Source organism: Phyllobacterium sp. YR531, from assembly GCF_000282595.1.
Lineage (GTDB): Bacteria > Pseudomonadota > Alphaproteobacteria > Rhizobiales > Rhizobiaceae > Phyllobacterium.
Map to the genome: position 1 here is coordinate 89,942 of NZ_AKIZ01000038.1, position 15,805 is coordinate 105,746.

Annotated in this window: 14 protein-coding genes; 6 read left to right on the forward strand and 8 right to left on the reverse strand. The window is 50.8% G+C overall.

The window, feature by feature from the left end; genetic code table 11:
* Positions 1-15 precede the first annotated feature (15 nt).
* The 5 genes from PMI41_RS21855 to PMI41_RS21875 form a co-directional block, all read right to left on the reverse strand.
* A complete protein-coding gene (locus PMI41_RS21855) occupies positions 16-678 on the reverse strand; it encodes a GNAT family N-acetyltransferase (protein ID WP_008128498.1) in 663 nt (220 codons plus the stop codon).
* Between the two features lie 39 nt (positions 679-717).
* A complete protein-coding gene (locus PMI41_RS21860; protein WP_040856354.1) occupies positions 718-1,266 on the reverse strand; it encodes a GNAT family N-acetyltransferase in 549 nt (182 codons plus the stop codon).
* The gene (locus PMI41_RS21865; RefSeq protein WP_008128500.1) at positions 1,259-1,858 is read right to left on the reverse strand and encodes a hypothetical protein; all 600 of its coding nucleotides are present in this window, start codon (positions 1,856-1,858) and stop codon (positions 1,259-1,261) included. The genes PMI41_RS21860 and PMI41_RS21865 overlap by 8 nt, the downstream gene beginning before the upstream one ends.
* Positions 1,859-1,869: 11 nt before the next feature.
* On the reverse strand, positions 1,870-2,319 hold the full coding sequence (locus PMI41_RS21870) for a DNA polymerase III subunit chi (protein ID WP_008128502.1): 450 nt from the start codon (positions 2,317-2,319) through the stop codon (positions 1,870-1,872).
* Between the two features lie 219 nt (positions 2,320-2,538).
* A complete protein-coding gene (locus PMI41_RS21875; RefSeq protein WP_008128504.1) occupies positions 2,539-4,029 on the reverse strand; it encodes a leucyl aminopeptidase in 1,491 nt (496 codons plus the stop codon).
* A gap of 271 nt (positions 4,030-4,300) precedes the next feature.
* On the opposite strand from PMI41_RS21875, the gene lptF reads away from it, so the two are divergent.
* The 6 genes from lptF (at position 4,301) to rsmA (ending at position 11,901) form a co-directional block, all read left to right on the forward strand.
* A complete protein-coding gene (gene lptF, locus PMI41_RS21880) occupies positions 4,301-5,503 on the forward strand; it encodes an LPS export ABC transporter permease LptF (RefSeq protein WP_081497182.1) in 1,203 nt (400 codons plus the stop codon).
* Positions 5,503-6,591, forward strand: a complete 1,089-nt coding sequence (lptG, locus tag PMI41_RS21885) for an LPS export ABC transporter permease LptG (protein WP_008128507.1) — start codon at positions 5,503-5,505, stop codon at positions 6,589-6,591. The genes lptF and lptG overlap by 1 nt, the downstream gene beginning before the upstream one ends.
* A 1-nt stretch (position 6,592) precedes the next feature.
* Entirely contained in the window at positions 6,593-8,953 is a 2,361-nt protein-coding gene (locus tag PMI41_RS21890; protein WP_008128508.1) for an LPS-assembly protein LptD, read from the forward strand.
* A 137-nt stretch (positions 8,954-9,090) separates the two neighbouring features.
* Complete coding sequence (locus tag PMI41_RS21895) at positions 9,091-10,020, forward strand: peptidylprolyl isomerase (RefSeq protein ID WP_008128510.1); 930 nt, start codon at positions 9,091-9,093, stop codon at positions 10,018-10,020.
* Between the two features lie 46 nt (positions 10,021-10,066).
* On the forward strand, positions 10,067-11,083 hold the full coding sequence (gene pdxA, locus PMI41_RS21900; protein ID WP_008128512.1) for a 4-hydroxythreonine-4-phosphate dehydrogenase PdxA: 1,017 nt from the start codon (positions 10,067-10,069) through the stop codon (positions 11,081-11,083).
* Entirely contained in the window at positions 11,080-11,901 is an 822-nt protein-coding gene (gene rsmA / locus PMI41_RS21905; protein WP_008128514.1) for a 16S rRNA (adenine(1518)-N(6)/adenine(1519)-N(6))-dimethyltransferase RsmA, read from the forward strand. The genes pdxA and rsmA overlap by 4 nt, the downstream gene beginning before the upstream one ends.
* Here rsmA and PMI41_RS21910 read toward each other — a convergent pair.
* The 3 genes from PMI41_RS21910 to gmk form a co-directional block, all read right to left on the reverse strand.
* Positions 11,898-13,724, reverse strand: coding sequence for an ABC transporter ATP-binding protein (locus PMI41_RS21910; protein ID WP_008128516.1), 1,827 nt, complete (start codon positions 13,722-13,724; stop codon positions 11,898-11,900). The two genes, rsmA and PMI41_RS21910, sit on opposite strands and share 4 nt — an antisense overlap.
* 7 nt (positions 13,725-13,731) lie before the next feature.
* On the reverse strand, positions 13,732-14,730 hold the full coding sequence (locus PMI41_RS21915; RefSeq protein WP_008128518.1) for a hypothetical protein: 999 nt from the start codon (positions 14,728-14,730) through the stop codon (positions 13,732-13,734).
* Between the two features lie 452 nt (positions 14,731-15,182).
* On the reverse strand, positions 15,183-15,797 hold the full coding sequence (gene gmk / locus PMI41_RS21920; RefSeq protein WP_081497185.1) for a guanylate kinase: 615 nt from the start codon (positions 15,795-15,797) through the stop codon (positions 15,183-15,185).
* Positions 15,798-15,805: the final 8 nt, after the last annotated feature.

Consider the following 15,805-nt stretch of genomic DNA (forward strand, 5'->3'; position numbering starts at 1 on the left):
TTTTCCTGACGTTTATCATTCCGGCTTGGGAATAACGGCGGTCGTGTAGAGCGAATGCAATTGCCAGCCGAGCGTCTCGTAAAGCGCCCTGCCATCCGGAGTAGCGACCAGCGCAGCATTGTAAACGTTCTTGCCGTGTGAAATCAGCTCCAGCTGCTTCATGATCAACCGGCCAAGCCCCTTGCGGCGATGACTTTCATGCGTGCTTATCCGGTCATACACGGCCAGCCCGCCCGGGAAAGCTATTCTCCCGGTAGCTGCCATTTCGCCGGCGCTATCCACAATGTTAAGCAATGTCATGTGCTCATGAACCTGATGCTGATACGAATATCCGGCAGGCAACTCCGCAATGTCTCCTCGCATTCTGCCATCCAGCAACATCATGAAACCGGGCGACTGGATTTGCCAGCGCGAAGGCAGTTTCGGCCGGACAAGCTTTGGCGGGGCGCAGATTTTCAGGAAAACCAAAGGCTCGGTAATCGCCTCTGCATGCTGACGCACATTATCGGAGTATTCAGAAAAAACATAACGTCGCGTCTGATCCGGAAGGCCGACTTCCACGCGATAGGCTCCATTCTCGAAAACAGGCGGCGGCACTTGGCGGGTGAGCGCCCAGCCTTTCACCCAGTTTTTGACAATTGCAGGGTCGGCTTTCAAGTCAGTCTCAGCAATGGCCATAATGATCTTTACCGGTTCGATGCATCGCCGCAGTTTTTGTCAAACTGCAATAAAACTATAGAGCATGGGACTCATAAACCGATCCCCTACCCGCCAATAATCGCGTAATGGTCCACCCTCCAGCTTGAAGCCTAGTCTGGTTGCCAGACGGATCGAGGGATCATTATCGGGATGGATTATCGCGGCAATACGCCGGGTCTTCAGCTGATCGACGCAGTGCGTCATCATTTGCTGCACGGCTTCGGTCATCAAGCCCCTGCCATGGTAGTCAGCCTGAAGTATATAGCCAATCTCAAGCCTGCGGCTATGAGCTTCGCGATGATGATAATTGATCATCCCGATACATTCATCATTCTGAATATCTGCGACAGCCCAGGCGATGGCTGAATAAGGCTGTATGGTTTTTGCGAGAGCGCGAACCCAGCCCCGCGTCTCCTGAATGTTTTTGCACGGAGCAAAATCCCAGTACCGCACGAGATCATGATTGCCGAGACAGGCATGGAGACCTTTGTCGTCCTTTGACTCAAACTGCCGCAATCGCAGTCTCGGTGTTATCATCGTCGGGAATTTCGTGGCAGGTTCAGCCATTGCGACCCCATTTGGGTGCAGGAGGAGCGACGGGGGCTGATGCTTTGCTGCGGCGGCGCAAAAACAAAAGTCCCGCAATGCCGATCACGATCAGGGCAAGACCTGCCGGCAGGATACGCCAGTCAACCATTACCGCATTTTTGCGCAGTACCAGATCGACATGCGCCACTTCCAAACCATCAAAATCGCCGGGCCCGATGGTGAAGAGATATTCCCCATCTTCAGTCGGATCGATATCGCCAATATCGTCGCGATAGACTTGCTGCCCTTGCGGCGAACCTTTGTTCGTGGCTTTCGATCCCGTGTAATTCAGCGTTTCAACAAGGACATCCTTGCCATTGTGCGTTACGACAGCAGTCAGCGCTGTCCGGCTTGTCGTCGGAATAAAATTGCGGATTGTCTGCATATCGACAAAGGCACGTATTGGCGCGTCCTCCGCTTTGAGGACAATCGAAACCGGCTTGTAAGGTCCGGGCCGGTCATAAACGCGCCAGCTTCCGATTTCCTCACCCGAAAAATTCAGCGCGACCCATGGCCCGCCAATACCAAAAACAACACCGACAATAAGCAAAAACAGAAAAACAAAACGCATTAACGCCCCCCTCAAGCCTTTTTCTCCCAGCGCCCTTCATCGTTCTGCTGCCAATAGGTCAGTGCGTGGCCTTGATCCTTCAACAGTTTCCATTGCGCGCGCGCCTGCTCAAGCTGCTGCTGGTCATGGCCGTCAAACATGAGAATGAGCCGCTCGTAATTTTCAGCATCACTTGGAATCGCGCCGTCCACAAGAAAGCGCACTGTTGCAGCATTGGGGTTCGTATCGCTGGTTGTCAGAATAACCGGCTGTTCTTCCGGATTGGCCTCTTGATCAGTGCCGTGAGCAAGAAATGACGAATCGGACCACGTCCAAAGGTGATTATCCAGACTGTCGCGGCGCTCTTCCGAGCCGGTCTGAATGACAACCTTCCACTTCCGGTCCAAAGAACGCTCGACCAGACCCGGCAATGCATTTTCGAGCGTGGATTCAGTCAGATGATAGAAGAGAATTTCAGTCATTCATGCGGCCATTCAAGTTGGAGCGTCGACAGTCAATGTGACGGCAGCAACGTCATGCGTGGTTCGACAAGCTCACCATGAGGGATGCTGGAGAATGCAGATGACATTGCCGCAACTCCATGACCGTCATGCCAGCCACCCCATTCATCATGGTGAGCTTGTCGAACCACGCATAACACTGATGCCAATCCTATCGCAAAATTCAATCAGCGACAGGCGTCAGCTTTCGAAATTATCCCGGACCAGCCTGTCAAGAAGCCGCACGCCGAAACCGGAGGCCCATGATTGACTATACTCGTTGGCAGGCGCTCCCATCGCCGTCGCAGCAATATCAAGATGAGCCCAGGGCGTATCGCCGACAAACCGTTTCAGAAATTGTGCTGCAATGATTGCTCCGCCATAGCGTCCACCAATATTCTTCATATCGGCATTTTTTGTATCCAGAAGCTTGTCATATTCCGGTCCAAGCGGCATGCGCCAAAGTTTTTCACCCGTACCCTGCCCGGCTTCCAAAAGCTGGTCGGCCAGTGCATCGTCATTGGAGAAAAGACCTGCATAGTGAAGGCCAAGCGCGATCATGATCGCACCAGTCAGCGTGGCAAGGTTGATAACAAATTTGGGGTTGAAGCGGTCATTGCAATAATAAAGTGCATCCGCAAGAACGAGGCGTCCTTCCGCATCGGTATTGAGCACTTCGATGGTCTGACCCGACATTGACGTCACAATGTCGCCGGGACGCTGCGCCTCGCCATTGATCATGTTTTCGACGATACCGACAATGCCAACGACATTTACCTTCGCTTTGCGGGTGGCGAGAGTGTGCATCAGCCCGGTTACTGCTGCAGCGCCGCCCATGTCACCCTTCATTTCCTCCATGCCACCAGCAGTCTTGATGGAGAGACCGCCGCTGTCGAAGGTGACACCCTTTCCGACAAATGCAACGGGCTGATCTTTGCCCTTGCCGCCATTCCACTGCATGACCGCCAGACGAGCCGGACGCGAAGAACCTTGTGCAACGCCGAGAAGTGAGCCCATGCCGAGCTTCTTCATATCCTTTTCTGAAAGGATTTCGACTTTCACATCAAGCTTTTTTAGTTCTTCAATACGTTCGGCAAATTCAATGGGGCCAAGAATATTTGCAGGTTCGTTGACCAGATCTCGGGCCAGAATGACGCCCTCCGCAACGGCCTCGGTCTGTGCGAAGGCTTTTTTCGCTGCCTGAGGGTCCGCAACATGGATTGTTATCCGTGCGGAGTGGTAGTCTTTCTCGCCGTCCTTGTTCTTCTTGGTCTTGTATTTGTTGAAACTATAGGACCGCAGCAGCATGCCGAGTGCAAATTCTGCAGCGCTTTCAGCTGTAACTTCCATATCGGGAAGCGCCAGAATGACCGATATATTTTTCACACCGGCAACTTTTGAAAGTGCTGCGCCGCCCAGTTTCAGCCAATCATCGGCCTTAAGTTTGTCCGGATCACCCGCTCCTATCAGCACCAGACGATCAAGTTGAACATCGGCAGGAGCGATTGTGGAAATACCAGAAGCCAGTTTTCCCTTGAAATCCGAGACATTGATGATACGCGACAACGTAGCGGCACCAATGATGGATTCGGCGGCTGCGGCGATCTTGCCTTCAGCATTTACGAGCAGAACGGCGGTGTTACCTTCAACTGGCGCGTGCTTTGCAAAACTGATGGATGGGCGTTTGGACATGATATCTCCGGATTGAACAAAACGTGATTTTCTTATTCGTCAAAGGTGATGAAATAAGGGACTCGACGAAGTATGTGGACTAATACCTTGTTAACCAGCTTTCTTCGCCTATTTTTAGCCAAGCCTGACTAGATTGAAACTAAAGTCTATATATAGAAGACGTAACGGGTTCGTCCCAAAATTCCATGGGGTTCATGGAATAAACTGAACAGCCGGACTTTCCGGTCCGGTAGTTAAACAAGGTGGCGGAACTCTTCTTGCGAAACATGACATGCGCCTGATTGAGATATATATCTTGCGACGGATCGTCGTCATGTTCTTTGCTGTCCTGCTTTCGGCGGTCGGCGTGACGTGGATTGTCCAGGTATTGGGACGTATCAACTTCCTGACGACAAGCGGGCAGAGCTTTTTCTATATTCTCAAGTTCAGCTCCAACCTGCTGCCATCGGCCTTCCCACTGGTCATGCCCTTCGCGCTCGTGATTGCCGTTACACAAACACTTTCGACCATGAATCAGGACTCGGAGCTGGTGGTTATCAATGCCGCCGGTGCACCACGTTCTGCCGTGATTCGCCCTGTTCTGGTTTTTGCAGCGGTGGTTTCTATCTCCTCCTTTGTCATTGCCAATTTCATTGCCCCCTACTCAAGCCTTAACATGCGCCAGATGATTGCCGACGCCAATGCAGACGTCGTCAATCTTGTGGTGCAACAGGGCGCTTTTCAGGAACTGGCAGACAATCTCTATATCCAGATTGAAGCACGTGACTCCAACGGCTCCATCAAAGGGTTATTTGTATCGGATTCACGCGATCCAACGACTGATCTGATCTACTACGCAAAGGAAGGTCTGGTCGTCGAAACGGGAAACCAGAGCCTGCTGGTGATGAAAGATGGTGAAATTGATCGCCGCGACGTCAAGACCGGTAATGTTTCCATCATCAAGTTCAATACATATGCACTTGATCTGGCAGCATTTCTGGCAGCAGACGAGAAAGAACCGACCATTTTTGCGAAAGACCGCCCTCTGGATGAGTTGCTGAATCCGGATCCGAATGACAAGCAATATCAGAGTAATCCGTTGCGGTTCACATCCGAGATTTACAAGCGTTTCACCGAATGGAGCTATGCTTTCGTTTTCGCGCTGATCGCACTGGCGGCAGCAGCCGACTCGCGCTCCCATCGTGAAGCACGCATTTCGGCGTCGTTTACCGCGATAACACTCAGCCTGATCGTATTCTGGCTTGCCTATTCCACAGGGCAAAATACCAGCAAAAATGCGGATTTGTTGCCTCTCCTTATAGCCATACCACTCTTTGCCGCTCTGGCAGCGACCTATGCTCTGGTGACAAACCGACAAGTTGGTCTGCCTGACAGCTGGACAAGATGGTTGAAATCGAATCTGGCAGCACGGCAGGAAGCCTTCGCAGGCGCAAGTAACCGGCTGTTCAAACGCAGGCGTGGAGGCCATCGCTAATGATAGGCTGGACGCTCGGACGATATTTCTTTCTGCGCTACGTGACGATCACGGCATATTTTCTGCTGGGCAGTTTCGCATTGGCGCTGATTCTGGATTTTACCGAATTGTCCGGTAAATTATCGTCACTGCCGGATTATTCGCCGCTCGCCGCCTTCGGCATATCGGCGATGCGTATCCCTTTCATCATGCAGCAGGTATTCCCGTTCATCGCCCTGTTCTCTGCGATGGCAACACTGATCTCGCTTAACCGCAAATATGAGCTTGTGGTTGCACGCTCTGTGGGTGTTTCGGCATGGCAGTTCCTGCTGCCGGCATGCGCGGGAGCGCTGCTTTTCGGCCTCATCGCCATTCTGCTGGTCAATCCCCTCGCCGCACACGGCTATGAGAAGAGCGAGCAGATCACTGCAAACTGGCGTTCCGGCAAGGCAAATGATGTGGGCACGGACCGTGTGCCATGGCTCCGGCAGAAGACCGAAGATGGCGAAACCATCATCGGTGCAAAATCTATCGTCAATCGTGGTTTACGATTGGTTGATGCAACTTTTATCCGGCTGGACAAGAATCAGGACATTCAGGAACGTCTTGATGCACGCACTGCTGACCTGAAAGACGGCTATTGGGAACTCAACAATGTGACGAAATTCGTCCTTGGTGAAACACCTGTTCCGCAACCTTCAGTACGCATTCCGACGCATCTTCGCCCTGAATTTGTTGAAGAAAGCCTCGCCAAGCCAGAAACAATTCCTTTTTTCGAGCTGCGTAACAAAATTGCCGCAGCCCGTTCTTTCGGCTATTCGGCCAACAGTTTTGACATGCATTTCCAGTCTTTGCTGGCTTTACCGGCATTGTTGATGGCGATGACTTTGATCGCCGCGACAGTTTCGTTGAAATTTGTTCGCTTTGGACAATCCGGAACGATGATTCTGGGTGGCGTCCTCGCGGGCTTCGTGCTTTATGTCGTCACTGTTGTGGTCAAGGCATTTGGTAATGCGGGATTCGTTCCGCCTTTCATTGCCGCATGGACACCCGTGTTGATTGCAACATTTTTTGGGGTCTCCTTTCTGTTGCACAAGGAGGATGGTTAGAGTGGGATTGAATGTAACGCGCTCGGTGTTACCGTCGTGGCTCGCACGTCTGTTGTGCGGGACGGCAGTGCTATGCCTTGCGGGCGGGATTTCGCTCCCAGCCTATGCCCAAACGAATGATGCACTTATTGGTAATGTTCAGACGAATCCAAATGCACAATTGCTGCTGGAATCAGATGAGCTCGTTTACGATATCAACGCCAAGACCATTTCGGCAGTTGGTGGCGTGCAGATTGACTATGATGGAAACCGTCTTGTAGCGCGTCAGGTCACCTACGATCAGAAGACGGGCCGCCTGAAGGCTATGGGTAAGGTCGAGATCGTCGAAAAAGACGGCAATCGCATTTATGCCGAAAATCTTGATGTCACCGACGATTTCCGCGAAGGCTTCGTTAATGCCTTGCGCGTTGAATCCGCTGACAATACGAGATTTGCAGCCGAAAGCGCAGAGCGCATCGGTGGCGAAATCACAACCTTTAACAACGGCATTTATACTGCCTGCGAGCCTTGCCGTGCACAGCCGGACAAAGCGCCGCTCTGGCAGGTCCGCGCACAAAAGATCGTGTGGAACGGCAAGAAGAAGACCATTCGTTTTGAACGCGGCCGCTTTGAGATGTTCGGTATGCCGCTGGCTTTCCTTCCGGCTTTTGAAATTGCTGATCCAACGGTCAAGCGCAAAAGCGGCTTTCTCATTCCCAGCTATAAGTCAGAAGATGATCTCGGTTCGGGCGTCAGTGTCCCCTATTTTTGGGCACTCGCACCAAATTATGACCTGACGCTGACTGGCACTTACTACAGCAAGCAAGGTTTTCTGGGTGAAGCTGAATGGCGCCATCGCCTGACAAATGGCGAATACTCGATCAAGGTCGCCGGTATCAGCCAGCAAGACCCAAATGCTTTCCATTATACCAACATTCCAGATGATCAAAACGTTGACCGGCAGAACACGGGACGAGGCTTGATCGCGTCGAAAGGCGCAATCAATATCAATCCACGCTGGACTGTAGGCTGGAACGTGATGGCGCAGACGGACAAGTCGTTTGCGTATCGCTATGGCATTGATGACTACGATAATTACAACATAACCAATCAGATTTATCTGACGGGCATCAACGACCGTAATTATTTTGATCTTCGTTTCTACAACTTCCTGGTTCAGGAAGCGATTGAGAATTCCAGTCCCAATTCATATGAGGGACGTCAGCCTTGGGTCATGCCAAGTCTGGACTATGCTTACACTCCAACACAGTCCGTGTGGGGCGGGGAGTTGAATTTTGACGTTAATCTTCAGGCACTTCATCGTGAAAAACGCAGCGGAAGCAACGGCTTCAGCCTGACAGACCGCGCAGGTTATATTTCCGGCATAGAAGGCAATGATGGCCGTCTGACTGCCGAGGTGGAATGGAAACGTACCTTCATCGCGCCGAATGGACTCGTCATTACCCCTCTTCTCGCCCTGCGAGGCGATGGAATGTATGTGGATTCTGACACTGTTGGTGTGGTGCGTTCTGAGGCATTCCGCGGCATGGCGACTGCCGGCCTCGAAGCACGGTGGCCTATCCTGTTCTCAGCGACCAGTTCAACACATGTGCTTGAACCAACTGCTCAGCTTTTTGTTCGCAATAATGAACCCTATGCGGGCGACATGCCGAACGAAGATGCGCAGAGCTTTGTTTTCGATGCTTCAAGCCTGTTCGAACGAGATAAATTCTCCGGTTACGACCGGGTTGAAGGCGGCACACGCGTCAATCTCGGCGTCAGATATTCCGGTACATTCAACAATGGCTGGTCGCTGAACGGTATTGCCGGCCAGTCCTTCCACATTGCTGGATTGAACTCATTTGACACGGACGACTTCGTCAATGTTGGTGCGGAATCCGGTCTTGAAGATGACCGCTCAGACTACGTTGCCATGATCGGCGCCAATTACGGCCGGTTCAACGTGACGACAGGCGGACGTTTCGACAAGGAGACATTTGATGTTCGCCGGGCCGAAGTTGCCAGCACGACAGAAGGCAAGTTCGGCACAGCGTTTGTCAAATACGCGTTCATTGACAAACAGGAGACCTATGGTTTCGAACAGGATCGCCACGAAGTTACTGTGGGCGGATCAGCCAAGGTAACACCTAACTGGCGCGTTCTTGGGTCTGGTACGTACGACCTCGTGTCCGAAACATTGGTTAAGCGCAAGGCAGCTATTGCCTATGACGACGAATGCTTCACATACAGCATGTATTATCAGCAAGAACAGCCGGTTGCTATAAACGGCGTCGAACGCGATAAAACAACGTCGTTCGGGTTCAATATTTCATTCAGAACGCTGTGGGGCGTTGGTGAGCCGGTCGATATTGGTGGTATCTGACCATTACGTCTGACGGCCGCTCTTGCGGTCAGTCATGCTTTTGCCTTAGTAAAGCGACAGTAAAGATAAATACGAACACCAGAGTACTAAGGCTACAGCCTGCTCAATATGAGCGGACAATGATTGGATAGTTGGGAATGATGGCGAGGAACCATATTGTTGCAGCGGCTTTGTTTGCCGTAATCGGCTCAAGTTTCACGGCAGGAACTGTACTGCCTGCAGCCGCAAGCGAAATCAAAGTTGTTGTGAATGGCGCCCCTATTACCGATTACGATATTTCCCGTCGCGCGGCATTTATCAAGCTGCAGCGCAAAAAGGGTGATGCCAAAGAGGAACTGACCGAAGAAGCATTGAAGCGCCAGGAACTGCGCCGCCTCAACCTTCTCGTCAACGATGTCGAAGTAAATGAAGCTTTCGCCCGCTTTGCCACCAACAATAAAATGACCTTGCCCCAGCTTAATTCTGTTCTGGACAAGGCTGGTGTGACCGCACAGCATTTCAAAGAATACATCCGCATCCAGATGAGCTGGGGCCGAGCATTGGCAACACGCAATCGTTCGCAGGGCGGTGCGAAATTCACCGAGCAGGATGCGGTTCAGCGCATGCTCAAGGATGGCGGCAAGAAACCCGTCTCCACCGAGTATCAGCTTCAGCAGGTCATTTTTGTCGTACCCGCCAACAAGCGCGATATTATCGCCAAGCGTCGCGGCGAAGCCAATGCAATGCGCGCCAAATTCAATGGATGTGATGGTACGCGCGATATCGCGAAAGGCACACTTGATGTGACCGTTCGTGATCTTGGAAAATTTATCGAGCAGGAACTGCCGCCTGAATGGGCTGCGCAAGTTAAATCCACATCCGTCGGCCACGCAACGGCGACACTGGATACGGATAAAGGCGTAGAATATCTCGGTGTTTGTGCGACACGTCAGGTCTCGGACGACCGCGTAGCCCGCATGGTATTTGCCCAAGAGCAAAATAGCGATAAGGCTGATGCAACGGCGGCCGCTGTCGACAAGAAATATCTTGATGAACTGCGCGCCAAAGCGAAAATCACCAACGAATAATTAGGCTCGCCACGGCATGCCTACTTGATTGAATACGGGGCCTGTCATGACTGCCATCGCTGTAAGCTGCGGCGACCCATCGGGTATCGGTCCTGAAATTGCTATTGCCAGCTGGTTAAAGCGCAAGGAACTGGGCCTTTCCCCTTTTTTCCTGCTTGCCGATCCAGAGCTGATTGAGACACGCGCAAAGCTTGTCGGACAACATTGCCCGATTGCAATTTCCACTCCGGCAAAGGCTGCAGCGATCTTCGAAGAGGCGCTGCCGATAGTGCCGCTCGAAAACCTGCAAACCGACCACCCCGGAACGCCGCTGGCGGAAAATGCTGCAGGAACGATCGAAGCAATCGAACGTGCCGTTGCATTGTGCCTTTCAGGTGAGGCGCGCGCCGTTGTCACCTGCCCTATTGCAAAGAAACCCCTCTATGACGCTGGTTTCAAGTTTCCCGGTCATACGGAGTTTCTTGCGCATCTTACTGCCGTGCATTTAGGTCGTGAAGTCACCCCTGTGATGATGCTCGCCGGGCCACTCCTCAGAGCAATTCCGGTTACAATACACATTGGCATTTCTCAGGTACCGATCGTTTTGACCACGCAGATGATTGTGACCATATCCCGCATCACTGCGGAAGCGCTGAAGAGCCAATTCGGCATAGCTAAACCAAGGTTGGCCATAGCTGGGCTTAACCCCCATGCGGGCGAAAATGGCAGTATGGGCACTGAGGATGAAACTATCGTCCGGCCCGCAGTAGATATACTTCTTAGTGAGGGTATTGACGCGCGCGGGCCCTTGCCTGCCGATACGATGTTTCACGCTGCGGCCCGTGCCACTTACGATGTTGCAATTTGCATGTATCACGATCAGGCACTAATACCGGCCAAGACGCTGGGATTTGACGACAGCGTAAATGTAACGCTGGGACTGCCCTTTATAAGAACTTCGCCCGATCACGGCACTGCATTTGATATTGCGGGTAGTGGAATAGCCAAACCTGACAGTTTGATAGCAGCACTCCGGCTTGCCGATCAACTTGCATCAAACAGAAAAGAAACGCTTGCCGTATGAGTATCGACGATCTCCCACCCCTGCGCGAAGTTATCGAACGTCATGAGTTGATGGCGAGAAAGTCGCTTGGCCAAAATTTTCTGTTTGATCTTAACCTGACGGCAAAGATCGCCCGACAAGCTGGCGAGCTTGAAGGACAAACAGTAATTGAGGTTGGGCCGGGACCGGGCGGACTAACACGGGCTCTACTGGCACAGGGCGCCAATGTTATAGCAATTGAACGGGATGAACGCTGCCTCGCCGCCTTGCAGGAAATTTCGGACCATTATCCGGGACGGCTACGCGTTATTCCGGGTGACGCGATGGAAACTGATTTCGCAGCGTTGGCGGGCGATCAGAAAATCAAGATCATCGCAAACCTTCCCTATAATGTCGGAACACCCTTGCTGGTTGGCTGGCTATTGGCCGAACCTTGGCCGCCATTTTATTCTTCTCTCACTCTGATGTTTCAGCGTGAAGTGGCAGAGCGCATCGTCGCCCGGCCCGGATCGGACTCTTATGGGAGATTGGGCGTGCTTGCAGGCTGGCGTACAGACGCCAGAATAACGTTTGATGTGCCGCCGCAGGCATTCACTCCTCCACCGAAGGTTACTTCTTCTGTGGTCCATCTGGTGCCACGGGAGGCACCATTGGCGTGCGACGCTGCAATCTTGGGCAAAGTTACACAGGCCGCATTCGGCCAACGCCGCAAAATGCTGCGCCAAAGCGTCAAATCGCTTGGCGGCGAGGCCTTATTGGCAAATGCAGGCATTGATCCGACGCGGCGGGCTGAAACGCTGTCGATTGACGAGTTTGTAATGCTCGCTAATGCGCTTTAGCGTCGCTGCTTGTCCCACAACTCCCGATAAAGATCATTTGAATTTAACAAATCTTCATGGACTCCAACAGCCGCAATAAAACCCTTATCTAGCAAAACGATTCGATCGAAATTCTTCACCGTCGATATCCGATGAGCAATTGCGATCACAGTTTTATTTTCAGCGTTCTCGTTAATAGAAGCTTGAATAAAACTCTCCGTCTTCGAATCAAGCGCCGATGTTGCCTCGTCCAACACCAGAATGTGGCGCTTCTGTAGCAGTGCCCTGGCCAACATTATCCTTTGTTGCTGGCCACCTGAAAGCTTCGTACCCCGCTCACCGATCACAATGTCATAACCGCTCGGTCCGTCGCCCCCACCCAGCGATTCAATAAATGAAGCAGCGCCAGCTCGCTCTGCTGCCCAATGGATCTCGTTTATGGATGCGTTGCCGGTGCCAAAGGCAATGTTATCTCTAATTGATCTGTGAAAAAGGCTTTCTTTTTGAGAGACAAAGGCAAACACGCCCCGCAGCGTTGATAAGGGAATGTGTTTTATATTTTGGCCGTTTAGCAAGATGGTACCGGTTGTCACATCATATAGTCTCAAAAGAAGCTCTACCAGAGTAGACTTACCTGAGCCGGAAAGCCCCACAATGCCTATCCTCTCACCGGGCAATATTTCCAAGCTAATATCGTTGAGAATCTGCTTTCCAGCTTCATAGCCAAAACTGACATTTTTCAAGCTGATTTGAGGAGGTTCATTAAAGCCCCTAAAGGAATTTGTACCATAATCCGTGATCTGAGGATTACTGATTATGGTAGATCTCGCGTCACGGATTGCCCCTAAGCTTTGGGTTATTCCCTCCCATATTGCAACAAACCATCCCGCGTCTGCTGCCATACCACCCGCAAGCGTCACAGCGGCAACAAACTCACCAACTGAAACGGTCCCATAATTCAAACCATAAATACCCAACAAAATAACAGCAGACAACAACCCTGTATTAATCAAGCGAATGTACAATCCAGTTATTGTAGTCAACCTGTTGATCTCTATGTTATTATTGTTTTGCTGATCTATCTTTTGCAAGATAAAATTATTTTCAGTATCGTATACGTATGATGATTTTATTGATCGTATGTTGGAAAAATACTCCGTTATTACTCCATAAATTCCACTAGCGCCTTGCGATATTTTTTCTACTTGCACATTTACCTTTGGTGCCAAGTAAACGGCAAAAAATGCGTTCAATACCAGCCAAATCGCTACAGGGAAAAGGAAAACCGGGGACAGATAAAGCATAATGCTAATTGAACCAAGAAACCGTATGAATCCCATTGGAAACCTGCCAGCAACCAGTTCAGCACATGATTGAGCCGCGTCCGCAACATGACCTATTCTGGCAGTGATCTGACCAGCGTGTAAGGAGTTGAAATATGCCAAATCATGTTTGGACGCTGCTTTATGTGCTTGCCAAAGGGCTGATGCCTCTGATTGGCTGCTGAGCGACTGAGCCCGCAGCATGTAATTGGTCAGCCATACCAGCGGATCCAGAATTGCATAGGCAGCAATAATAATTCCAAATAAAAATAAATTGTCGGGAGAAATAATCTTTTGTGGTGACACAGATACCGTGTCAACAAGATAAGAAATTGCATAAACACGTGCAAGCTCAATTAACGTTATAGCCATTCCGCTGATTGCTGAAAGCCCTATGATCCAGCGAAATGGTGCTAGCAAGACAATCAAGATACGAAGAGCGCTCGAACTGTTGTCCAAATGCAATTCGTGGGAACGAAAATCAATTAAACCTTCGAATTTTCCGAAGAGCTGACGCAACATCGCAACTCTATCCTGCCTCAATATAACCAACAGGATGCCCTTCGACAGAAGCGCTGCGAAGATACGATCTTGTTGTGGCAAGGCCTTCAATCGGGTTATCAAGAACATCCCGAGCGTGGAAGCCGCAATCATTGCGCAGGAAAATCATTCGTCGAGCCTGCTGTGGCACATAATAACGGCAGTCGTTTTGCGAAATATCAGTTCGGAACTGAGCCAAAATCTCTATTGCTGCACCGTCGATATCATCATGTTTGCCACGGAACGTACCGTTCATAAAAGTCGCAATACTGTTCTCACCAACTCTTCGGAAAATCGAAGTTCTAGCCCGATGCGCCAAAATTGCTTTTATTTGCGAAGGCTGACTTTCATAAACTGTTGGCGTGAGATCGAAAATATAGTCATCACGCTCACCGAAACTATCGATATACTCTTTAATTCCTGTTATCGTTTGAGTTGGAACCCAATAGAAATTTCCTTTATTGTGATAATTGATAAGAATATTATAAAGAAACAAATATTTCGGAATTGAAAGCAAACCGTCGTGTATTGATCCATCCGAATGAAAATCCAAGATATCAGTCGGGGATACCCCCTTTATTCCTACGGAATCCAAAGTTCTGCTATTTTTCTGCGATGCGTTGAATATTGAAAACGGGGTGCCGTTTTCTCGATCCAGGAGACTAGGCATGACGTGCTGTGCTATGGATACGGCAAGTAGTGCCCCAGCTATTGCATCAACGGTTTTGTCATTAGGGTAAAGAAGTGGAATATCGACAGCAGCAATTCCCACCATGTCATCAGCTAATACATCTTTAATTTTTTTAACAGCATCCGAAAAAATTGTCCCGGCTCTTTCGGACAGTACAGCAACAGTGTTCGCGTCACGCAGATCGGCCAATCCAATTATCTTACTCTGAGAAAAAAGCGTATTTTCGCAAAATTCCATTGCCGCTATACCGGTTAAGCTGAATAGCGGCGCGAGCTTATATTGCCCTGACTGATTCAAAATGAATTCTCCAATAGTCTAAAATAAATGGGGGCGTGTATCCGCCCCCAAAACCCAAGCATAAAAAACTTAGGGCCGCCCACCTTTACCGCCTTTGCCTCCACCGAGGCCGCCGAGACCGCCTCTACTGCCACCGAAGCCAGCTCGGTCACTGCCCACACTATGGGTACCGCCACCTCTGGAATCTGTACATTCGGGGCGAGTAAGCGTGATTGAAAGGCCGTTTGTCAATTTTTCTATAGAAATTTCGTCAATAGCTTCGTTATAATCCATCTTACCCTCAAAAACTGGATACGTTGCCCTGCTTAAAAACGTAACATGTTGAAATAGCGTAATAATCATGCAAGGCAATTCAGCTTAAAAGCTTAGGCAGGTAATACAATCCATACCTTGGTATAACACCGCAAGCGCCAAGAATTCGCAAAATGCCAATCTTCTAAATTCGAGCTATACTACAGCTTCTCTTCCAGAAGCCCGTTAACGAAATCGAAAAGGCCCGGTGAACGATCTCGGCGCAATCGCTCGGCGGTGACAATCGACTGAACCTGATTATAGGCCCGATCCAGATCCTTGTTGACGATAACGTAGTCATAGGAGCGCCAGCGTTCAATCTCATTGCGGGCGTTGTGCAACCGCATGTCGATGACCTCTTCAGTATCTTCAGCACGGCGATGCAGCCTCAGCTTCAGATCGGCCATGGAAGGTGGCAGGATGAAAATGCTGACGACGTCGCCCTTCATTTTCTCCTGCAACTGCAATGCGCCCTGCCAGTCGATGTCGAAAAGCATGTCCTGTCCATCGGCAAGCGCGTTCTCCGCTGCTTCACGCGGCGTACCGTAGAAATTGCCGTGAACCTCGGCCCATTCGATCAGTTCGTCGCTGTCGCGCAGCCGCTCAAACTCGCGTACCGATATAAAGTGGTAGTGAACGCCTTCAATCTCGCTGGGGCGGCGCGTGCGCGTCGTGACGCTGACAGACAAGGCCAGTTCAAGCTTTTCTTTGTCGTTCAACAGCAAGCGGGCAATGGTTGATTTGCCGGCGCCGGATGGTGACGAGAGCACCAGCATAAGTCCGC

Excerpts from the sequence above, each read along its gene's own strand:
- PMI41_RS21860 (WP_040856354.1), bottom strand. The coding sequence starts at position 1,266 with ATGGCTGAACCTGCCACGAAATTCCCGACGATGATAACACCGAGACTG.
- lptG (WP_008128507.1), top strand. The coding sequence starts at position 5,503 with ATGATAGGCTGGACGCTCGGACGATATTTCTTTCTGCGCTACGTGACG.
- PMI41_RS21855 (WP_008128498.1), bottom strand. The coding sequence starts at position 678 with ATGGCCATTGCTGAGACTGACTTGAAAGCCGACCCTGCAATTGTCAAA.
- PMI41_RS21870 (WP_008128502.1), bottom strand. The coding sequence starts at position 2,319 with ATGACTGAAATTCTCTTCTATCATCTGACTGAATCCACGCTCGAAAAT.
- gmk (WP_081497185.1), bottom strand. The coding sequence starts at position 15,797 with ATGCTGGTGCTCTCGTCACCATCCGGCGCCGGCAAATCAACCATTGCC.
- PMI41_RS21910 (WP_008128516.1), bottom strand. The coding sequence starts at position 13,724 with ATGTTGCGTCAGCTCTTCGGAAAATTCGAAGGTTTAATTGATTTTCGT.
- lptF (WP_081497182.1), top strand. The coding sequence starts at position 4,301 with ATGCGCCTGATTGAGATATATATCTTGCGACGGATCGTCGTCATGTTC.
- PMI41_RS21875 (WP_008128504.1), bottom strand. The coding sequence starts at position 4,029 with ATGTCCAAACGCCCATCCATCAGTTTTGCAAAGCACGCGCCAGTTGAA.
- PMI41_RS21895 (WP_008128510.1), top strand. The coding sequence starts at position 9,091 with ATGATGGCGAGGAACCATATTGTTGCAGCGGCTTTGTTTGCCGTAATC.
- rsmA (WP_008128514.1), top strand. The coding sequence starts at position 11,080 with ATGAGTATCGACGATCTCCCACCCCTGCGCGAAGTTATCGAACGTCAT.
- pdxA (WP_008128512.1), top strand. The coding sequence starts at position 10,067 with ATGACTGCCATCGCTGTAAGCTGCGGCGACCCATCGGGTATCGGTCCT.
- PMI41_RS21865 (WP_008128500.1), bottom strand. The coding sequence starts at position 1,858 with ATGCGTTTTGTTTTTCTGTTTTTGCTTATTGTCGGTGTTGTTTTTGGT.